Consider the following 18,524-nt stretch of genomic DNA (forward strand, 5'->3'; position numbering starts at 1 on the left):
ACACCGACACGACAGATAACCCCCTCGTTCCGCAGAAACAAGGGGGCTATCTGTCACCTCGCGGCAAGCGGGCGGGACCAGAGGAGGTCCAGAAAACCATCTACCTCGCCGACCAGCCACCGTCCATCGTGTAGCTCGCGCCGGTGACCATGCCGGCGTCGTCGGAGGCCATCCACGCCGCCAACGACGCAACTTCCTCGGGCTCAACCAAGCGCTTCACCGCTGACTCCGTGAGCATCACCTTGGCCAGCACCTCTGCTTCGGGGATGCCATGTAAACGCGCTTGATCGGCGATCTGGCGCTCAACCAGCGGAGTCCGAACGTAGCCGGGGTTGATGCAGTTGGACGTGACCCCGTGCTCGCCACCTTCCAGGGCAGTGACCTTGCTGAGCCCCTCGAGGCCGTGCTTGGCGGAAACGTAGGCACTCTTGTAGGCGGAGGCGCGGAGGCCGTGCACCGACGAGATGTTGATGATCCTGCCAAATCCGTTGGAGTACATGTGCGGGAGCGCGGCCCGGATGAGCAGGAACGGCGCTTCGAGCATGAGCGAAAGGATCCGCCGGAACTCCGCAGGCTCAAACTCCTCAATCGGCGCAACTTTCTGGATACCGGCGTTGTTCACCAGGATGTCGCAGTCCAGGCTCAGGGCTGCCAGGGCGTCGACATCCAGCAGGTCAACAGCCCACGCCGTGCCGCCGAGTTCATCGGCGAGCGCCGCAGCTCCGGAGGCATCGACGTCGGCCACTACTACTTTCGCCCCACGGGCGGCGAGCGCTCGGGCGCAGGCTGCCCCGATTCCGCTCGCGCCCCCGGTCACCAGTGCTTTACGTCCGTTCAAGGTGTTGTCCATCAGATCAGCCCTTCGTGCCCTGCTTCGAAGCAGCGCCCGCGGAAGCCGTGGCCAGTCCGTGCCGGATGGCGTCGGCCTCGTCCACGTCCTGCAGCGCGATGCCCTTGGTCTCCTTCAGCGAGACAACGGCGACGACCGTAACAGCGCAGGCGACCACGAGGTAGATCGCGGTGGGGAGCCAGGAGCCGGTGTCCTTGAGCCACTGGGTTGCCAGCAGTGGCGCGAGTGAGCCCGCGAAGATGGACGTGACCTGCGAGCCGAGTGAGACACCGGAGTAGCGCATGCGCGTGGGGAAGAGCTCGGACATGATGGCCGGCTGTCCTGCGTACATGAAGGCGTGCAGGCACAGGCCGATGGTCACGGCGAGCACGATGATCACTGCGTTCTTGGTGTCGAACATGGGGAAGGCGAAGAACGGCCACGTTGCGCCGGCAATGGCTCCGACCAGGTACACGGGCTTGCGTCCCCAGGAGTCCACGAGCCGTCCGACCTGGGGGATGACCAGGAAGTGGATGACGTGCGCGATCAGGAGAGCCAGCAGGAGCGAGGAAGTGTCGTACTTGTGCACGCTCTTCAGGTAGACAATCGCGAAGCTCACCACCAGGTAGTACATGATGTTCTCTGCGAAGCGGAGGCCCATGGCCTGCAGGATGCCCTTGGGGTACTTGCGGATGACCTCGCCGACCCCGTAGCTGATGGCTTTGGACTCCTCCACCTGTGCCTTGGCTTCGAGGAAGATGGGGGCTTCGGTCACGTGGGTGCGGATGTAGTAGCCGACGAACACGATCACTGCGGACAGCCAGAACGCGACGCGCCAGCCCCAGCCGAGGAAGGCTTCGCTGCTCAGCGTCGTGGACATGACGAACAGGACCAGGGTGGCCAGGAGGTTGCCTACCGGCACTGCGGCCTGGGGCCACGATGACCAGAAGCCGCGGGACGTGTTGGGGCTGTGCTCGGCCACCAGCAGCACGGCACCGCCCCACTCGCCGCCGAGCGCGAAGCCCTGGATGAAGCGGAGCGCCACCAGCATGGCCGGAGCCCAGTAGCCAAGGTCGGCAAAGCCCGGGAGGCAGCCCATCAGGAAGGTGGAGACACCCACGATCACGATTGTCAGCTGCAGGGTGGGTTTGCGGCCAAGCTTGTCGCCGATCTGGCCGAAGACGATGCCGCCGAGTGGCCGGGCTACGAAACCTACCGCGTAGGTGATGAAGGCCTGGATGATGCCGTCCAACTCGTTGCCGGTGCTCGGGAAGAAGTACTTGCCGAACACCAGCGTCGCGGCGGTGGCGTACAAGAAGAACTCGTACCACTCCACCACGGTGCCCACCATTGAGGCGGCGACGATTTTCTTCAGGCCGGAGCCTTTGCCGGCGTCGTGCCCGGCCTTTGCTGCGGAGCGCTGCTCTACGCTCATGTCCATCTCCTCAGTGTCCTCTTTGACCCTACGTGCGCGTTGTGATCCACAACACGGAATGCTCCACTGAGTATTGCCGCAGATTTACGGGGCCTCAATGACCAATGTGGCACCAAGTGTGTGCAAAATTGCAGATATGAATCCGAACCCGGACGACCTCCTGATCCTCCTCGCCGTCTCACGGTCAGGAAAATTTACGACGGCGGCCCAAGCCTTGGGGTTGAACCACACCACCGTTTCGCGCAGGATAGCGGCGCTGGAAAAGGCGCTGGCCGGCCGGGTCCTGGCGCGGGCGGCCGGTGGCTGGGAGGTAACGGAGCTGGGTGCCGAGGCCGTCCTGGTCGCAGAACGGATCGAGGCTGCAGTGGGCGCGCTGGGTCCCAGCGACCGCGCGCCTGACCCGATTACCGGCGTCGTGCGCATGACCGCAACTGATGGTTTCAGCGCCTACATCGCCGCACCCGCCGTGGCGAAACTGAGGCGCGGGCACCCCGGCCTCAGCGTGGAGATCGTCACGGTGACGCGCCGGGCATTGCAGCAGCGCTCGGGCCTGGACATCGAAGTGGTGGTGGGGACGCCGCAAGTGCACCGGGCGGAGGCGATCAGACTGGGCGATTACCGGCTGGGAATGTACGCCTCGCGCACCTATCTTGTGGACAACGGGACGCCCAGCAGTATCGAGGAGCTGACGCAGCACCAGCTGGTCTACTTTGTGGACTCGATGCTGCAGGTGGACGATCTGGACGCTCCCCGCAGGCTGGTCCCGACCATGCGCGACGGACTGAGTTCAACCAACGTGTTCGTCCATGTCGAGGCCACGCGGGCAGGGGCAGGCATCGGATTCCTGCCGTGCTTCATGGCCGATCGCCACCCGGACCTGGTGCGGCTGCTGCCCAGGGACTTCGCCGAGCTGCTCCCCTACTGGATGGTCCTCCGCCCCGATTCGATGCGCCGCCCCGCGGTAGCCGCCGTCGTCCAGGCACTGCGCGAGGAAACGGCGGCCAGACGCGACGAGTTGCTCGGCGCGGGGTAAGGAACGTCCGACATACTGGTTCCATGCGAGCGACGACAGTGTTGGTCGAGGGCGAAAGTGACCGGGTGGCGGTGGAGACTCTCGCCGTTCGACGTGGCCACCACTTGACAGCCGAGCGGGTGACGGTGGTGCCGATGGGAGGCGCCACCAGCATTGTCCGGTACCTTGAGCGCTACGGCCCCCATGGAGCAGACCACCGATTGCTCGGCCTGTGTGATGCCAGGGAATCTCACGGCATCGCCCGCGCACTCGACGAGGCGGGTCTCTGGTCGGGTTCGCTGGCCGATTTTGGGTTCCAAGTCTGTCACGCCGACCTTGAGGACGAACTCATCCGATGCTTGGGAATCGACGCGGTGCTCGACGTCATCGAGGCCCAAGGTGAGCTGGCCTCGTTCCGGCTCCTCCAACGGCAGCCGGAACAGCGGGAGCAACCGACAAACACACAATTGCGCCGATTCTTCGGAGGACGCAGCGGTAACAAGATCCGGTATGCGCCCTTGCTCGTCGATGCTTTGCCGGCCGGACAGGCACCCGCGCCGCTCGCCAGCCTCATCGACTCCTTCTGAACCGACCTGCCGTCACGGGCTGAGGCGTGTACGCCCGGCTTGTGGGAAGCCTGGAACAGTTCACTCAACCGGAACTGAAGGTGGGTCGTGCCGCACCGGCGTTCCGGCGGCGAAGGCCCGCACCTTCGCGTCGTCCCAAATATGAGCCGGAACTCCGCCGCCCAGGAGCTTGCGGGCCAGGCCGGGGTCATCTCCGAAGGGCACGTGGCTGCCGGCCATGATCATGTTCCCGTAGCGGCGGCCCTTCAGCATGGCGGGGTCGGCGATGATCATCGTGTGCTCAAACGTAGCGGCGATGGTCGCGGCGTCGGCCCGGGCGTTTTTGAGGTCCGGCGCGTCGCCGGAGTTCACCACGTACAGTCCGTCCGGTGCCAAGACGGCGTCCGCCTGGGCATTGAATTCACGGGTGGTCAGGGCCCTTGGCGTGAAAGCTCCGGCGAAGACGTCCCGGATAATGAGGTCCCGGGTATCGGGCGTGAGCGTTTCAGTGACTTGGCGCGCCTCGCCAACGCGGATCCGCAACAGCGGTGCCTTCGGCAGGTCGAACCAGCCGCGCACATGCTCGGCCAATTTCCCGTCGAGCTCCACCACAACCTGTCGCGCGTCCGGGTAGGCGGCGTGGAAGTACCGCGCCATGGAGCACGCTCCCCCGCCCAAATGCAGCGCACGCAGTTTCGGCTTGTCCTGGCGCGGCCAGCGTGACTCCACCAGCGCCGCGATCCATCGCATGTATTCGAAATCCAGGAACAGCGGATCCGCGAGATCGATATGCGAACTCATCACGCCGTTGATCTTCAGCAGCCAGCCGTTGGAGTTGTCCTGGTCCGGAATCAGCTCGCAGTCGCCGGTATCGATGTAGTAAACGCCCGCTACCGGACCGTCAGGGCGGGTGCCCGAAGGCACCTCGATGACCCCCGTCGTCGAGCGTTTCGCTTTTGCAGCCTTGCTGGATTTGGCCACTAGCGCCGCCCTGCCTGAGTCATGCGTCCAGCCTAGTGGAGCGAGCGTTAAGGCTCGACGGCGGGACGCACCATCCGGTGTTCCGGCAGCGAGTGCCACGAGGGGTCGCAGAGCTGCCGCTTGCCGTCCGGGACGAAGCCGTTGCGTCGGTAGAAAGCCTGCGCCCGAGGGTTGTCATCCAGGACCCACAGATAGGCCGCATCATTGCCCAGAAGGGCGTCCACCAGCGCCTGACCTACGCCGCGGCCATGGATGCGCTCCAACGTGTAGAGCATGAACAGCTCAAGGTCGCAGGGGCTGTCCGGGTCGCGGCCCGGCCCCGCGGCGGCGATGCCCACCAGTCCGCCGTCGGGATCGTGGGCGATCATCCGTGGCTGGCCGGCCGCGATGGACGCCCGGTACCGCTCGATCCTGTTGGGCAGGGCGGCTTCCTGTTCCGCGAAGAATTCCGGCGGGAGCAGGCGTGCATAGCTTTCGCGCCAGGACTGGACATGCATGATCGCAATGGCCTCGGCATCGTCCACCGTGGCTGGTCGAAGCGTAAAGTCCATGCGTCACCGCACCCGCGCCAGGGCAAAACCGTCCCAGCCCTTGGTTCCGACCGTTTGAATGGCCGTTGAGTCCAGTCGGGGATCCTGGCCCAGCATTTCCAGGGCGCTCACGATGCCTGGGGCATTGACCTCGTCCCGCTCCGGCTCAAGGATCGCACCGTCCCAAATGACGTTGTCGAGCACGATCACCGTCCCCGGCCGGCCCAGCCTGATGGCCCAGTCCAGGTAGTTGGAGTCGTTTTCCTTGTCGGCGTCAATGAACACCAGGTCGAACGGACCTTCGCCCACCAGGGTCGGGAGCGTGTCCAAGGCAGCACCCACCCGGATGTCCACTTTGTGACCCAACCCCGCGGCGTCAACGTTCGCCCGGGCGACGTCCGCGTGTTTCTGCAGGAATTCGCACGTGACCAGGCGCCCGTCGTCGGGAAGGCCCTGCGCCATCCAGATGCTGCTGAACCCGGCAAGGGTGCCGATCTCCAGGACCCTTGTGGCCCCGGACATCTGCACGAGCATCTTCAGGAGCTTGCCCGCGTTGGGCGCCACCTCGATAGGCGGCATGCCGGCCTCCACCGCCGATGTCAGGGCGCGCTTATGCGCAGGATCGGGACGAACGACGACGTCGGTCAAGTAACGCTCGACGTCCACCCAGCCGGGCTCGGTCACGTGTTCAATCATGGCCCCCAGTCTGGCACTCGTGGCAGCCCGGGGGAAGGCGCTACTCCGAGGCGGAAATGGCTTCTTCCAGACGCTCGACTTTGCCGGTCAACTCCCCGCTGTAGCCGGGACGGATGTCGGCTTTGATCACCAAGGACACACGGCTGCCGAACTGGCCAACAGCTTCAGTGGCACGTTTGACGACGTCGAAGACCTCATCCCATTCACCTTCGATGGTGGTGAACATGGAGTCCGTCTGGTTGGGCAGTCCGGACTCCCGGACAATTTGGACCGCCGCCGCGACGGCGTCGTGGACTGAGGCGTCGGAGGCGGGTCCGCCGTGCGTGGCGGATGCGGGCTGGCCCGAAGGGGCAACTGAGAATGCAAGCAACATGAAAACCAGTGTTTCACGTGCGAGTTTGTCATATAACGGCCTACTGCCGCGTAACAACGGGGGAACACCGCTCCATTGCTAATCTGACAGCATGGAACAGCCCTCTGAACGCAAGCCCCTCAGGGCGGACGCCGCACGTAATGTGGACAAAATCATCACCGCGGCCCGTCAGTGTTTCCGGGAACACGGTCCGGAAGTTCCCCTGCAGACCATTGCCGCAACAGCGGGCGTGGGCCCGGCCACGTTGTTCCGCAACTTTTCCGACAAGGAACAACTGGTGCTCGCCGCCCTGTCGCGGCAGCTCCGGCTCCACGTTGACCCGGTTGCGGAAGCCGCACTCGAGGGCATGGATGCCGCCGTCGGCCTTATCAACGTGATCGACGCCGTCATGCAGGTTGCCAGCGAAGACGCCAACCTGCTGGATGCCGTCGCCGGACGCCGCGGATTGTTGATCGGCATCACCGGTGGACTCATCGACACCATGGGTACGCTCCTGGAGCGCGGCCAAGGCCAGGGTTCGCTCCGGCGCGACATCACCATCGAGGACATGGTCCGGCTTGTGGCCATGCTGATCGGCGCCGTGGACACCATGGAACCGGGCTCACGTGCCTGGGAACGTCCTGTGGCGCTGATTGAGGACGCTATCCGGACGGAACGCCCTTCGCGCCCCTTGCCGCAGCAGTCGGACATCCCCGGAGTTTCGTTCAGCGAGGCTGTGTAGCCCAGCCCCAAGAGCTTGGCGCCAGGTGGGTTGGCTGGGCTGGGTGCCCCAGGGCCTTAGCCCCAGCCGAGCAGCCGGAGCAGTGCGGCAGCTGCCGCCCCTGAGATGACCACCACGAGGAACGGCGCCCTGAGCCAGAGTGCCACCGCGGCTGCGGCCAAAGCTCCGATCCTTGCATCCAGCACCAAGCCCTGGCCCGACGCAAGGGCATTCACGATGGTCAGTGATGCCAGCAGTCCGATGGTCATGGTGCCGGCGATGTGCATGATCCGTGGACTTTGCAGCAGCTTTGCCGGCACAAAGTAGCCCACGAGTTTGGTGAGGTACGCCAGCGCACAAGCAATCCCGATCCAGAGCCAGAGGTTCATGACTCGCTCCCGCCGTGGTGATGATCCCGCTTGTGGATGCTTTCTTTGTGGGGATGGGCGTAGGGGTCCACGTCGGGTTCCAGCCCTTCATCCATGCGTGCATGGCTGAACCAGCCGATGACGCCGGCAACCAGGGCCGCCACCAGGATGGGGACGCCCGACGGAACAAAGGGCACGGCCAGAATGGTGGCCAGGGCGCAGGCGGCGGCGATGGCCCACGGCTCGCGGCCCTTGAGCCGCGGCCAGAGAAGCCCCAGGAACGCCGCCACGGCCGCGCCGTCGAGTCCCCACTGCTTCGGATCGCCCATGGCGTCCCCGGCCAGCGCGCCGATGGCAGTAAAAAGATTCCACAACAGGAATATTCCGATGCCTGCGGTCCAGAAACCGCGGCGCTGTTCATCGGGGTCCGTCTGGCCCGATGCCGTAGCGGTGGTTTCGTCGATGGTGAAGTGGGCAGCTGCATAGCGGCGCCAGCCACCGGGACGCATCAGGGCGTTCAGCTGCATGCCGTAAATTCCGTTGCGCAACCCGAGCAGCGCACTGGCCGTCATTGCTGCAACGCCGGAACCGCCACCAGCTACGACGCCGATGAAAGCAAACTGGGATCCTCCACTGAACAGCAAGAGGCTCAGCACCATGGTTTGCCAGAAATCGAACCCGGACGCCACGGACAATGCACCAAAGGACACGCCGTAAAGACCAGTGGCGATACTCAGTGACACTGCGATTTTGAACGCCGGCGAGTCCCGAAGCTTCAGGGGAACGGCATCCTGGCTCATTTCCGGAGGCTCCACGACCACACGATGAGCGGAATCTGCAGAGGCAGGCGAAGTGCGTGGATTCGGCGCTGCTTTTGCGTGCCGCCTGGTCCATAGGAACGGCGTAAAGCATCAATATGCCCTGCGAGGAATATAGTGAACATCGCCGTGACACCGTCGGCGGCTACTTTTCGAGTAGCGGGAAACAGGAGCCCGACGGCGGCGGTCGCCTCAAGTAGACCGCTGGAAGCGACCCATTCCTCACGGGACATTACAGCCATGGGTCCATTCGGTCGGCTCCCGGCCTCGTCCTGGCGGCACAGGTATTCCGGCACTACCGGGTAGTAGAACTGCGGCGTGCGGAAGTGCTTCATGGCGCTGGCCAGGAGAAGCGCGCTCAAGCCAAGGGCAGAGGCGGTTTGGGTAGTTCGGGCTGACCAGCGTAGTGACATGAGACCACTCAATCACAAGCGTGCATGCCGCCATAAAAGGGTCACTTCACGCACCCGATGCGTTCAGAGTAGTGAACGTTGTTCAATATGGTGTAGCTTCTCTCATAACCACTCGAAGAGGAGCCCCATGCGCATCGCACGACTAAAGACCCCCGCCGGAGCCCGGCACGCTGCCTTGCGTGACGGACGATGGGACCACATCGAGGACCCCTTCGCCGAACGGTTGACCTTCACAGGCGCTTCAACGCCCCAAGAGGACGCTGTCTTCCTGGCTCCCGTGCAGCCCTCCGTGATCATCGGCATCGGCCACAACCTGGGCAACAACAGCCATGTCCTGCCCATCCAGGCCTGGCATAAATCTGTTCACACGGTTGCCGGACCCGGCGACGACATCGCGGCAGTACGTGGCGTAGGAACGGTGAACATCGAGGGCGAGCTGGCAGCTGTCATTGGCAAGCGGGCGGACAAGCTCACGGCCGAGAACGCCTTGGACCACGTCCTCGGTTACTCGGTGGTCAACGACGTCACCAACGTGGATCAGAACCAGATCGACGAAAAGCTGTTCCAAGGCAAGTCCGGTACCAACTACACGCCCCTGGGCCCGTGGATAGAAACGGAACTTGCCGATCCAGACAACGTCAGCACTGAAGTCACCGTCAACGGCGAGGTCAAAGCCACATCAGGGTCGTTCAACCTGCCCTCCAGCGTTACGGAGTGCTTGGTCTACGTGACTCAATGGTTGACGCTCGAACCCGGCGACGTCATCATGACCGGTGCGCCCGGCACCTTCGTGGCTGTCCAGCCCGGTGATCGCGTAGACATCACCCTCGGCGGCATCGGAACGCTGAGCAACACCGTCGTCTAACGTGAGCTGCGCGAGGACCTGTGCCGGCTTGTTGGTGGTGATCTCGTGGATGCCGAGACCTTGGCAAAGAGCTACATCGGTCTCGGAGTCCACGGTCCACACACGGAACACGCGGCCCGACTCCAACCAGCGCTGGACGTTCATGGCGTGCTGCCGCACATAGTCGATTCCCGGCCCGGCAATGCCTACCTCGCCTTGGTCCAGGATGCGTTCGCCTTCAAGCTGCGCCGCTTTCATGACGTTGGCCACGGCCCCGCCCGTGATGGGGCCCAGCCCGAGTTCCTGCCGGATCTCCTGGACGGATATATCGTCCACCAGTTGGCAGATGTGCTCCGCAGGTACGGTCTGGAGCAGGTGCTTCACTGAGTCGGGTTCGAAGCTCATGAACGAGACCTGGATGTTCTCCAGCCTGGATTCCTCCGGAGTCCAGCCCTCCGCTGCCAGCACGTTCAGCACCCTGTCCTCCAGCTTGAGCTGGTATGGGCTGGGGTGTTTGAGTTCTATCGCCAGGCCGACCTCGCGACCTGCCCCGCGCAGGATATCCAGGAGTTCAGGCAACGTCAGCAGCTGATCGGCGATTCCCCCGTAGGCATCAGGAATCCGGGCACCCTTCCAGGATGAGAAGTCCAGGGCGCGAAGCTCCTCCAGCGTCTTATCTGCCACGGGTCCGGTGCCTGTGGACGTCCGGTCAAGATTGGCGTCGTGGAGCAACACAACATGCTGGTCCCGGGTCAGGTGGACGTCGCATTCGACGCCATCAGCGCCGTCCGCGATCGCCTTCAAATAGGCGGCCCGCGTGTGCTCGGCGAATGCAGCACTGGCACCTCGATGGGCGTAGACCTTGGGTCGGCGAGGGGCGAAGTCGTCACTGATCATGCAGACACGGTAGCCCACGCGCCTGCACGCACAGGGCTACGCTGGGCTAATGCAGGTGAACTCTGAACAAATCCCGGCCGAAGACGTCACCAACCGCCCAAAACCGGCCCGGACGGCTGGTGCGGGAACCGCTCATCCCGGGTCCGCCGTCGTCGGCCGCTCTGCCGGCGACGAGGAAAAAGCGGCCGCGCTGCGCCGGATGAAGCGGCTGGCGCTGGCCCTCCTGATCGGGATGGCAGTTGTCTTCATGGTCGCCTTCGCCTTCCAGAAGCAGTACCCGTGGCTTGAGTACGTCCGCGCGGCCGCCGAGGGCGGAATGGTTGGCGCGCTGGCCGACTGGTTCGCCGTGACCGCGCTGTTCAAGTACCCCATGGGCCTCAAAATCCCGCACACCGCCATCATTCCGCGCCGAAAGGACCAGATTGGCGAATCACTGAGCGACTTTGTGGAGAGCAATTTCCTGTCCCAGGAAGTTGTGCAGGACAAGTTGGCCAGCGTCGACATCGCACGCAAGGCCGGCGCCTGGCTTTCCGGCCCGGGCGGCGCAGAGCGTGTGGCCAAAGAAGGCGGCGCCGTCATCCGCGGCGTGTTCACCGTATTGAACGACGACGACGTACAGGCTGTCATCGAGGGCATGGTCCGTAAGCACCTGCTCACTCCGCCGTGGGGACCGCCCGTGGGGCGGATGGCCGAGCGGATCTTCGCCGACGGACACCATCACAAACTGGTGGACCTGCTGGTGGACCGCGCCGCCGACTGGGTGGACGCCAACCATTCCACGGTGAACCGGCTTGTATCGGACCGTTCGCCGCTGTGGGTGCCGTCGTTCGTGGACGGGCTCGTGGGCGACAAGGTGTACGTGGAACTGCTGAAGTTTGTGCGTGCTGTTCAGCAGGACCCAAACCACCAGGTGCGGCAGTCGATCGATGCCTACCTGACGGACCTCGCCCAGGACCTCCAGCACGATCCCGCCATGATCGAGCGGGCTGAAGCTATCAAGGCGCAGATCCTGGGCGATCCGGAGGTCCGCGAACTGGCGTCCCGCACGTGGGGAACGGTCAAGAATGCGCTGCTGACCGCCGTCGACGATCCCGACAGCGAACTGAGCCAGCGCTTCAAGAGCGCCGTCCGCGACTTCGGTTCGCGACTGGTCAACGACGACGAACTGGCGGGCAAGGTCAACGCGTGGATCGGCGACGCCGCCGGATACCTCGTGAACACCTACCGCTCGGACATCGCCGGGGTTATCTCGGATACTGTGGCCCGTTGGGATGCCGAGGAAACCTCACAGAAAATCGAACTTCAGGTGGGCAAGGACCTTCAGTACATCCGCATCAACGGCACCGTGGTGGGTGCGCTGGCCGGGCTGGCGATCTTCACGGTGGCGCATTTGTTGTTCGGGTAGGTTCCGGAGCCGGTTAGTGGCGGGTCCGGCGGCCCGCCCGCGCAGCGAAGTCATCCAGTGCCGCGATGATGTCACCCGCAATCCATGCGCTGACGCCACGGACCTTTCCGGCGGGCGTCAAAATGCCGACCGCTTCCAACCGTTGCACCGCGCGATACGCAGTCGCTGGTGACACTCCCGTGTATTCCGCGGCCATCTCCGCAGTGATCGCAGGCTCCCGCGGCAGCAACTCCATGATCTTTCGTATCGACTCCTGCGCGGTTCCAACGCTGGCTCGAAATCCCAACACTGCAGCACGGATATCGGCGGCGAGCAAGCGGCCGTTGTCGACTGCAAACATCGCGGACTCAGCGAATCGCTCCACGATGGGCAGGACATCACCCTGACGGTAGGCGCCCAAGGCATCGAAGTACAGGCGGGTGTCAGTCAAGAGCCCTGAAGACACGGGAATCGTGACCCGCTCAGTTACTCCCTTCGCCCGGAGCAAGGCGCTGACAATGGCCCGGCCGGTGCGTCCGTTTCCGTCCGCAAACGGATGGATGGTCTCGAACTGCGCGTGCGCCACGGCAGCTTGTATCAGCGCGGGAATATCGTCCCGCTGCATGAACTCGACGAGATCCTGCATGGCATCCATGACACGCTCGTGATGAGGTGGCACAAACTCCGCTGAGTGCGGCGAATTCCCGCGGATCCAGACCTGGGAATTGCGGTATTCACCGGCAATGACTTGGTCTGTGGACGACAGTAGCGTGTGGTGCATGGCCCCGATATTGTCCACGGTCAGGTCCTCAGACAACGCAATGGCAGCCTGCATCGCCTCAACGTTGGACGCTATGAGCGAAGCATTGATACTGGATCGGTCGCCCAACTGTGCCAGCACAATCTTCCGGGCCCCTGCCGTCAGGTTCTCGATCTGCGAACTCGATGCCGACTCGCTGCGCAGCAGCAACGCTGCGAAAGGTGCCGAGTCCTGCCCTAATTCGGCATCGAAGCGGACCATTTCCACAGTTGCGGCTTCAACCAACGCTTGGGTCCGGGAACCAATGACCGGTTCGATTCCTGCAATTCCGGCCGGAACGGCGGCCAGGTATGGCCCGCGAGCCATCAGGCGTTGCCGCCTGGACCCGCCCGCTGCAGGCTCTGTTGACCATGGGCGCTCTTCATAGCTGATGGGTGGCCACGTACGTGAGTCGGTCACGGTGCCCTCCTTTGAGAAGATTGATCATCAATATTCTCATAAACATCACTTCTTGAGAAAATCAGCCGTCAATTTTCTCACAAACCGCCATTCCTGAGAAAATCAGCCGTCAATTTTCTCATCCCAGCAAGTGCACCATCTGCCCGGGGCGCGCTTGGCCCAGAAGATCCAGATCTTCGTCGCGGACCACTGCGATGACCGGGGACTCACTGGTGGGCGGATGGCCGGCCAGCGCAATGATCGGAAGGCCCGACGCCGGCAGCAAGACCGAGCCTGTAGCCAACACCGGGGTTTCGGCGGCTGGAGCCCGGGCAGGCTCAGGCGCACTGGCCACCTCAAGCGGTCTTCCCGCCAGCCGCGCACCCGCTCGATCGGACTCCGGCGAGAGAATCCACGGTTCGGTGGTCAACTGGTGCCAAGTACCGGCGTCGTAATCTCCGGCCCGCGGGCCACGCGCCACCCTGGCAACCACCGGCCGTTCAGGATCCAAGGCGCGCCGTGGGGTCTGGCTGTCTGCGGGGAAACCGTGGCCGTGCGGGCGGCCGAAGGTGACAGAATCTCCGGCCTGCAACGGTTCCATGCGCCCCTCGAAGCCACCCTGAACCGCCACGTAATAGCGGATCCCGAACAGCGCAGGCCCGAATTCCAGGACAGCCCCTGGAGCCACTCGGACTGCCGTGTTCAACGGCAGTTCAGATCCGTTCAGCTTGGTCAGGCCCTCGGCGCCGGTGACCGCCACAGCCGATCCCGTGACGAACCGCAGCTTCAAGCCGCCCACCAAAACCTCAAGCCCAGATGCCGAACCGGGGTTCCCAACCAAAGTGTTGGCCAGGTTCATCGATGCCCTGTCCAACGCCTGGTCCGGTTCCAGCACCAACGCCAAAGCGCCCGGATCCACCACCACTGCACCCATCAGATTCCCTTCAAGTCCTTAGCCTGCCTTAGGCAAAAGCTTCAATCTGCACCCCAACGTCCTGAAGGCCCGCCCGCACGGCCGCGGCCATCTGCACGGCACCTGGTGTGTCGCCGTGGATACACAGGGAATCCGCACGAACAGGCACCACAGTTCCATCCACGGCAACAACCTCGCCCTTCGTAGCGAGGCGAACGGCCTGCGCCACCACGGCGGCAGGGTCATGGAGTACGGCGCCTTCCTGCGAGCGCGGCATCAGCGTGCCGTCCGGCAAGTAGCTCCGGTCCACGAATGCTTCGCGGAACACCGGATGCCCGGATTCCTCGGCCAAGCGAAGGAATGCTGAGTGCGGCAAACCCAACACGGGAAGGCCGGGGTCGTATGCGTGCACGGCGGCCACCACGGCTTCGGCCTGCTCGGCGTCGTGCACAATCCGGTTGTACAGCGCACCGTGCGGCTTCACGTAATCCACGGAGGCGCCCACCGCGTGGGCCATGCCGTCCAGGGCGCCCAGTTGATACAGGACATCGCCAAACAGGTCGTCGAAGCTCATGTCCAGCGATCGCCGCCCGAAGCCAGCCAAGTCACGATATCCCACGTGCGCGCCCACCCGGACGTCCAGTTCGAAGGCTGCCCGACAGCTGTCCAACATGGTCAGGGGGTCTCCGGCGTGGAAACCGCAGGCCACGTTGGCGCTGCTCACGATGCGGAACATCGCGGCGTCGTCACCCATGGTCCAGGAGCCGAAGGACTCCCCCAAATCAGCGTTCAGGTCCACTAATACCGCCTTCCAGCGAGGGTTTTGGGGCGGCTGGGAGCAGCTCGCCCGGAATGTTTTCCGGCAAGGCACCGAAAGCTTGTTTGGCTGTTGCGGCCACGGCCCTGCCCATCATGAGGTTTCCGGCGCCGCCCACAACGGCACCGATACCGAAAGGCAAAGCCCGGCCCAGGAAGGCTGTCCCTTGACGCTTCACCAGGTTTTTCAGGAACGCGCGTTGAATGGCATCACGGATGACGCCGAAACCACTTCCGGGAATCTTCTTGGTCAGGGTCCGGCCCCACGCATTGGTCACGCCCTTCCCGCGCCCCATCGACTGCCCGCTCAGGGCACCGAGCAAAGACGTCCCTTCCTCACCGAGCATGATGGCCATGACCATGGTCCTCGCCCGCTCGGGTTCGGTCAGGCGAATACCGTGCAGTTCGGCGAGCGACGCCGCATACAGAGCCGTGGCTTCAAGGAAGCCGACCGTGGCCACTGCTGATAGTCCCAGCGAGGCCGCCGTTCCAAGACCAGGCACGACGGCGGTAGCCCCTACCGCTGCTCCTCCGCCGGCCACCGCAGCCAGATAGTCGCGCTCAAGTTTTGCAGCCAACTGGGCCGGTGAGGCTTGGGGGTGGCGGCGCTGCATCCGCCGCAGGTTGGCGAGGACCAGGGGGCGTTGGACATCCACAGCTTTCAACAGCACGTTGTGCACGCCGGGCTTGGTGTTTCCTTCGGCGTCGAACACTGCGTTGTGGGCGGTTTCCGTGGCGATCTTCACCGCCGGGTTGGGGCGCTTGGGCATCTTCACCTCTGCGTTCATCTAGTCGGTTTGGATGGAAAGCCAGTGGGTTCAGCCTATGCCAAACCTTCCGTTGCGGGGCCCGCACTACGCCCTTCCAGTCCCCATTTCCGCGCACACCGGGCCCCACAAGTGGCACCACCCGGCGTAGACTTGGGTGCGTTCACGGAAGAAGTCCGAGCAGTCCCACAGTGGACAGGGAGAATCCGGAATGAAGGCAACAGACAAGATCGAACACGTGACCCGTCACCACAGCGACGCTCCGGCAGAAGGCGAAACGGACGGCTGGGTTTCGCACGATACCGGTTTGCATAGTCAGGAACCCGCCGAAGGGCCGGATACCGACGACGGCGACGCCCCGCCGTCGGGCGCTTCATAACTTCCGGACCTCCCGCGCTTCCCGCTGGTCGCCCAAGTCCCGCTGGTCGCCCAAGCGGGTAGTGCAACCCTGCGCCACACTTCCCCTCCACAGCCTCGCCGAGCAGGCTTAGGCTAGTGGGATGGCCGCACTCAGAGCGCTGCGTCCCTTTGCCCACCGGGAATTCCGTGTGCTGATTTCCGCGCTGTCCATTTCCATTTTCGGCTCGGGCATGTGGGCCGTGGCCATGGTCTACGAGGTGATCCACCTCGGCGGCGGCCCGTTGGAATTGTCGTTGGTGGCAACTGCGGCGAGTATCGGTTTGGTGGCGTTCGTGCTGGTGGGTGGCATCGCAGCCGACCGATTCCCGCAGAGGCTCCTGATTATCGCCGTTGAGGGCGCCAACCTGGCCGTGATCGGCACTGTCACCCTGCTTGCCATGCTGGACATCATCCAACTGTGGCACTTGGCCGTCGGTGCGTTCATCCTTGGAGTTGGGCAGGCCTTCTTCTTTCCGGCATATTCGGCCATGCTGCCGCGTATCTTGCCCGCCCAGGATCTCCTGGCCGCAAATGGCATGGAAGGCACAGTCCGGCCGATCCTGCAGCAAGCCGCCGGTCCTGCCATTGCCGGCATCGTGGTGGCAACTCTTTCGCCGGCGCACGCCGTGGCCGGCGTGGCCGTTTGCCACTTCCTGGCATTTGGCATCCTGAACTTCCTGAGCCGCGAAGCCTTGGAAGGTCGAGGCCACGAGCACGACGAACCGCACACTCCGAGCTCCTTCTTCCACGACCTCAGGGAGGGTTTCGCCTACACCATCCGGACACCGTGGTTGTTGTGGACCTTGATCTGGGCGTGCCTGTCCGTGCTGTTCCTGATCGGCCCCATCGAGGTTCTGTTGCCGTTTGTGGTCCAAGACCAGCTTGGCGGCGACTCGCGGATGTTCGGGTTCCTGCTGGCCATCATGGGTGCCGGTAGCGCTTTGGCCGCGCTGGCCACGGCTTCGTTCCGGCTGCCACGACGCTACCTGACCGTCATGGTGGTGACGTGGGGCTTGGGCAGCCTGCCCGTTGCCGCAATCGGAGTCATCAACAACTTCTGGGTGCTCGGTGCCGCAATGCTGATCTTCGGGCTCACCGAAGGCATCGGCGTGGTCATTTGGGGCACGCTCCTCCAGCGCCGCGTTCCACGCCAACTGCTGGGCCGGATTTCCAGCCTCGATTTCTTCGTGTCGCTGGCACTGATGCCGGTTTCGATGGCCCTGGCGGGTCCCGTGGCGGAGGCGGTGCCGATCTGGCTCATTTTCCTCATCGCCGGTTTGGTGTGCCCGATCATGGCATTCGTGGCACTCTTCGCGGGCCGCATGACTACCGACGAGATCCAGAATCCGCTGACTTCGGATTCCATCGATTCCGAGTCCGCAGACACACAGCCCGACGCTGTGTAGCCTGTTCACTACCGCAAGTAAGGACGTGCCCCATGGCCGCAGGAACGGCCTGGGCCCGCACCACTTCACGCCCAGCGCACCAGGCACAGCTGGAGCGGATGGCGGGAACTGGTGCGCCACACCGGAGGCGGTTACTTGCCCTGCTGATGCTCGTTGACCGGCGCCGTGGTGCTCCGAAGTACCAGGTGCGGCGTCCGCACAAGGTGGGCGGGCGACGTCGAGCCTTCCAACCGGTCGATGGCACGGTCCACCGCAGCCCGGGCGAGAAGGGGCGCGTCTTGGCTGATGGACGACAACTGTACGTAGCTGAGTCGGGCGAACTGGCTGTCGTCGTAGCCCAGGACCGAGACGTCTTCCGGAACACGGAGTCCCGCAGCCCGGAAACTCTCCCAGACTCCGAGGGCACAGCGGTCGTTGAAGGCGATGACGGCGGTGGGAAGGTCATCCAACAATTCGCGGCCGGCACGAAGCCCGTCTTCTTCAGTGGGACCACCAGGGATGATCCTGACCTCCAGCCCGCGGGCGGTCATCTCGGCGCGGAAGGCATCCCGGCGTTCCGGACCCGAGATGGTGTGGCCGCCGTCGATGTGGGCAATGCTGCGATGGCCCAGCGAGGCGAGGTACTCCACGGCAATCCTGATACCGGCATGGTCGTCGCTGCTGATGGAATCGAGGGACTCGCCGACGTCGTCACGGAGCAGGCTAACCACTGGCAACCGGGCAGCGTAGCCAGCCAGCTCGGGCTCGCCCAATGTTGGAGAAATCATGATCAGTGCCTCGCATCCCAGATCGAGGAGGGATTCGATTGCCCGTGACTCCGGCCGGTCATCGGTAACTGCGCTCAGCGCGATTTCGTATCCACGCGCCTGGGCACCGGCATACGCAGCGTCCACAATTTCGGCGTGGAAAGCGTGGGAGGTGGAAAAGCTGACACCCAGAAGCCTTGTGCGGCTGCTCCGCAGAAGCCTGGCCCGGCTGTCCGGCCTGTACCCCAACTGGCGCGCAGCTTCCTGCACTTTTTGGCGTGTGGCTTCGGAGGCACCCGGCGCGTCACGCATGACGATCGAGACGAGCGCCCTTGACACACCGGCGGCCTCAGCTACGTCCATCAAGGTGGGACGTTTCCCGGTCATGGCCCTCCTTCGCTCGTGCCGCAGCCAGTCTATAGAACGTTCTAAG

21 protein-coding genes and 1 pseudogene are annotated in these 18,524 nt (G+C 64.0%); 7 read left to right on the top strand and 15 right to left on the bottom strand.

Translation table 11 applies throughout. The annotated features are described in order from the left end of the window. Positions 1–100: 100 nt before the first annotated feature. Positions 101–850 (bottom strand): 3-hydroxybutyrate dehydrogenase, encoded by a 750-nt coding sequence (locus ACIQC5_RS09155; RefSeq protein WP_400280689.1) that lies wholly within the window; start codon positions 848–850, stop codon positions 101–103. A gap of 4 nt (positions 851–854) precedes the next feature. Continuing rightward, the gene (locus ACIQC5_RS09160; protein ID WP_400280691.1) at positions 855–2,264 is read right to left on the bottom strand and encodes an MFS transporter; all 1,410 of its coding nucleotides are present in this window, start codon (positions 2,262–2,264) and stop codon (positions 855–857) included. A gap of 136 nt (positions 2,265–2,400) precedes the next feature. Here ACIQC5_RS09160 and ACIQC5_RS09165 point away from each other — a divergent pair, with 136 nt between their 5' ends. Next, positions 2,401–3,297, top strand: a complete 897-nt coding sequence (locus ACIQC5_RS09165) for a LysR family transcriptional regulator (RefSeq protein ID WP_400280693.1) — start codon at positions 2,401–2,403, stop codon at positions 3,295–3,297. 23 nt (positions 3,298–3,320) lie between these two features. Continuing rightward, the gene (locus ACIQC5_RS09170; protein ID WP_400280695.1) at positions 3,321–3,863 is read left to right on the top strand and encodes a TOPRIM nucleotidyl transferase/hydrolase domain-containing protein; all 543 of its coding nucleotides are present in this window, start codon (positions 3,321–3,323) and stop codon (positions 3,861–3,863) included. Positions 3,864–3,923: 60 nt separating this feature from the next. Here the strand turns inward: ACIQC5_RS09170 and ACIQC5_RS09175 are convergent, their stop codons facing one another. The 4 genes from ACIQC5_RS09175 to ACIQC5_RS09190 are packed head-to-tail and all read right to left on the bottom strand — an operon-like array spanning position 3,924 to position 6,422. Next, positions 3,924–4,823, bottom strand: a complete 900-nt coding sequence (locus ACIQC5_RS09175; protein WP_400280697.1) for a spermidine synthase — start codon at positions 4,821–4,823, stop codon at positions 3,924–3,926. A 47-nt stretch (positions 4,824–4,870) separates the two neighbouring features. Further along, a complete protein-coding gene (locus ACIQC5_RS09180) occupies positions 4,871–5,374 on the bottom strand; it encodes a GNAT family N-acetyltransferase (RefSeq protein WP_400280699.1) in 504 nt (167 codons plus the stop codon). A gap of 3 nt (positions 5,375–5,377) precedes the next feature. Then, a complete protein-coding gene (locus ACIQC5_RS09185) occupies positions 5,378–6,049 on the bottom strand; it encodes an O-methyltransferase (RefSeq protein WP_400280701.1) in 672 nt (223 codons plus the stop codon). 40 nt (positions 6,050–6,089) lie between these two features. Continuing rightward, positions 6,090–6,422, bottom strand: a complete 333-nt coding sequence (locus ACIQC5_RS09190) for an MTH1187 family thiamine-binding protein (protein ID WP_400280703.1) — start codon at positions 6,420–6,422, stop codon at positions 6,090–6,092. Positions 6,423–6,513: 91 nt separating this feature from the next. Here ACIQC5_RS09190 and ACIQC5_RS09195 point away from each other — a divergent pair, with 91 nt between their 5' ends. Continuing rightward, positions 6,514–7,143 (top strand): TetR/AcrR family transcriptional regulator, encoded by a 630-nt coding sequence (locus tag ACIQC5_RS09195; protein ID WP_400280705.1) that lies wholly within the window; start codon positions 6,514–6,516, stop codon positions 7,141–7,143. A 56-nt stretch (positions 7,144–7,199) separates the two neighbouring features. Here the strand turns inward: ACIQC5_RS09195 and ACIQC5_RS09200 are convergent, their stop codons facing one another. From ACIQC5_RS09200 to ACIQC5_RS09210, 3 genes are read right to left on the bottom strand one after another with little or no spacing between them, the layout of a single operon-like run. Further along, entirely contained in the window at positions 7,200–7,511 is a 312-nt protein-coding gene (locus ACIQC5_RS09200; RefSeq protein WP_400280707.1) for an AzlD domain-containing protein, read from the bottom strand. Continuing rightward, positions 7,508–8,290 carry an AzlC family ABC transporter permease gene (locus tag ACIQC5_RS09205; protein WP_400280709.1) on the bottom strand — a complete coding sequence of 261 codons (783 nt, stop codon included), beginning with the start codon at positions 8,288–8,290 and terminating at the stop codon, positions 7,508–7,510. Before ACIQC5_RS09205 ends, ACIQC5_RS09200 begins: the two co-directional genes overlap by 4 nt. Further along, positions 8,287–8,721, bottom strand: a complete 435-nt coding sequence (locus tag ACIQC5_RS09210; protein ID WP_400280711.1) for a hypothetical protein — start codon at positions 8,719–8,721, stop codon at positions 8,287–8,289. Before ACIQC5_RS09210 ends, ACIQC5_RS09205 begins: the two co-directional genes overlap by 4 nt. 127 nt (positions 8,722–8,848) lie before the next feature. Between ACIQC5_RS09210 and ACIQC5_RS09215 the strand changes: the two genes are divergently transcribed. Continuing rightward, positions 8,849–9,586, top strand: a complete 738-nt coding sequence (locus ACIQC5_RS09215; RefSeq protein WP_400280713.1) for a fumarylacetoacetate hydrolase family protein — start codon at positions 8,849–8,851, stop codon at positions 9,584–9,586. Here the strand turns inward: ACIQC5_RS09215 and ACIQC5_RS09220 are convergent. Then, positions 9,578–10,462 (bottom strand): annotated as a pseudogene (locus ACIQC5_RS09220) (glycerophosphodiester phosphodiesterase family protein); the annotation flags it as partial. The gene ACIQC5_RS09215 and the pseudogene ACIQC5_RS09220 sit on opposite strands and share 9 nt — an antisense overlap. A gap of 49 nt (positions 10,463–10,511) precedes the next feature. Here ACIQC5_RS09220 and ACIQC5_RS09225 point away from each other — a divergent pair. Then, positions 10,512–11,867 (top strand): DUF445 domain-containing protein, encoded by a 1,356-nt coding sequence (locus tag ACIQC5_RS09225; RefSeq protein ID WP_400280715.1) that lies wholly within the window; start codon positions 10,512–10,514, stop codon positions 11,865–11,867. Positions 11,868–11,880: 13 nt separating this feature from the next. Here the strand turns inward: ACIQC5_RS09225 and ACIQC5_RS09230 are convergent, their stop codons facing one another. From ACIQC5_RS09230 to ACIQC5_RS09245, 4 genes are all read right to left on the bottom strand, one after another. Continuing rightward, a complete protein-coding gene (locus ACIQC5_RS09230) occupies positions 11,881–13,065 on the bottom strand; it encodes a Fic family protein (protein WP_400280717.1) in 1,185 nt (394 codons plus the stop codon). 118 nt (positions 13,066–13,183) lie between these two features. Further along, a complete protein-coding gene (locus tag ACIQC5_RS09235) occupies positions 13,184–13,978 on the bottom strand; it encodes a biotin-dependent carboxyltransferase family protein (protein WP_400280719.1) in 795 nt (264 codons plus the stop codon). A 28-nt stretch (positions 13,979–14,006) separates the two neighbouring features. Then, a complete protein-coding gene (locus ACIQC5_RS09240) occupies positions 14,007–14,756 on the bottom strand; it encodes a LamB/YcsF family protein (protein WP_400280721.1) in 750 nt (249 codons plus the stop codon). Then, positions 14,740–15,543 carry a hypothetical protein gene (locus ACIQC5_RS09245; protein WP_400280917.1) on the bottom strand — a complete coding sequence of 268 codons (804 nt, stop codon included), beginning with the start codon at positions 15,541–15,543 and terminating at the stop codon, positions 14,740–14,742. Before ACIQC5_RS09245 ends, ACIQC5_RS09240 begins: the two co-directional genes overlap by 17 nt. A gap of 208 nt (positions 15,544–15,751) precedes the next feature. Between ACIQC5_RS09245 and ACIQC5_RS09250 the strand changes: the two genes are divergently transcribed. Both ACIQC5_RS09250 and ACIQC5_RS09255 read left to right on the top strand, forming a co-directional pair. Beyond that, positions 15,752–15,919, top strand: a complete 168-nt coding sequence (locus ACIQC5_RS09250) for a hypothetical protein (protein ID WP_400280723.1) — start codon at positions 15,752–15,754, stop codon at positions 15,917–15,919. A 121-nt stretch (positions 15,920–16,040) separates the two neighbouring features. Continuing rightward, positions 16,041–17,345, top strand: coding sequence for an MFS transporter (locus ACIQC5_RS09255; protein WP_400280725.1), 1,305 nt, complete (start codon positions 16,041–16,043; stop codon positions 17,343–17,345). Between the two features lie 131 nt (positions 17,346–17,476). Here ACIQC5_RS09255 and ACIQC5_RS09260 read toward each other — a convergent pair whose 3' ends face one another. Continuing rightward, positions 17,477–18,478, bottom strand: a complete 1,002-nt coding sequence (locus ACIQC5_RS09260; RefSeq protein ID WP_400280727.1) for a LacI family DNA-binding transcriptional regulator — start codon at positions 18,476–18,478, stop codon at positions 17,477–17,479. Positions 18,479–18,524 lie beyond the last annotated feature (46 nt).

Origin of the sequence: Paenarthrobacter sp. NPDC092416 (assembly GCF_044755025.1) — a bacterium.
In the GTDB taxonomy this organism is placed as follows: Bacteria; Actinomycetota; Actinomycetes; order Actinomycetales; family Micrococcaceae; genus Arthrobacter.

Coding starts and splice junctions, on each gene's coding strand:
- ACIQC5_RS09195 (WP_400280705.1), top strand. CDS start 6,514: ATGGAACAGCCCTCTGAACGCAAGCCCCTCAGGGCGGACGCCGCACGT.
- ACIQC5_RS09205 (WP_400280709.1), bottom strand. CDS start 8,290: ATGAGCCAGGATGCCGTTCCCCTGAAGCTTCGGGACTCGCCGGCGTTC.
- ACIQC5_RS09190 (WP_400280703.1), bottom strand. CDS start 6,422: ATGTTGCTTGCATTCTCAGTTGCCCCTTCGGGCCAGCCCGCATCCGCC.
- ACIQC5_RS09225 (WP_400280715.1), top strand. CDS start 10,512: ATGCAGGTGAACTCTGAACAAATCCCGGCCGAAGACGTCACCAACCGC.
- ACIQC5_RS09185 (WP_400280701.1), bottom strand. CDS start 6,049: ATGATTGAACACGTGACCGAGCCCGGCTGGGTGGACGTCGAGCGTTAC.
- ACIQC5_RS09180 (WP_400280699.1), bottom strand. CDS start 5,374: ATGGACTTTACGCTTCGACCAGCCACGGTGGACGATGCCGAGGCCATT.
- ACIQC5_RS09235 (WP_400280719.1), bottom strand. CDS start 13,978: ATGGGTGCAGTGGTGGTGGATCCGGGCGCTTTGGCGTTGGTGCTGGAA.
- ACIQC5_RS09210 (WP_400280711.1), bottom strand. CDS start 8,721: ATGTCACTACGCTGGTCAGCCCGAACTACCCAAACCGCCTCTGCCCTT.
- ACIQC5_RS09155 (WP_400280689.1), bottom strand. CDS start 850: ATGGACAACACCTTGAACGGACGTAAAGCACTGGTGACCGGGGGCGCG.
- ACIQC5_RS09260 (WP_400280727.1), bottom strand. CDS start 18,478: ATGACCGGGAAACGTCCCACCTTGATGGACGTAGCTGAGGCCGCCGGT.
- ACIQC5_RS09160 (WP_400280691.1), bottom strand. CDS start 2,264: ATGAGCGTAGAGCAGCGCTCCGCAGCAAAGGCCGGGCACGACGCCGGC.
- ACIQC5_RS09170 (WP_400280695.1), top strand. CDS start 3,321: ATGCGAGCGACGACAGTGTTGGTCGAGGGCGAAAGTGACCGGGTGGCG.
- ACIQC5_RS09255 (WP_400280725.1), top strand. CDS start 16,041: ATGGCCGCACTCAGAGCGCTGCGTCCCTTTGCCCACCGGGAATTCCGT.
- ACIQC5_RS09215 (WP_400280713.1), top strand. CDS start 8,849: ATGCGCATCGCACGACTAAAGACCCCCGCCGGAGCCCGGCACGCTGCC.
- ACIQC5_RS09245 (WP_400280917.1), bottom strand. CDS start 15,543: ATGCCCAAGCGCCCCAACCCGGCGGTGAAGATCGCCACGGAAACCGCC.
- ACIQC5_RS09200 (WP_400280707.1), bottom strand. CDS start 7,511: ATGAACCTCTGGCTCTGGATCGGGATTGCTTGTGCGCTGGCGTACCTC.
- ACIQC5_RS09165 (WP_400280693.1), top strand. CDS start 2,401: ATGAATCCGAACCCGGACGACCTCCTGATCCTCCTCGCCGTCTCACGG.
- ACIQC5_RS09250 (WP_400280723.1), top strand. CDS start 15,752: ATGAAGGCAACAGACAAGATCGAACACGTGACCCGTCACCACAGCGAC.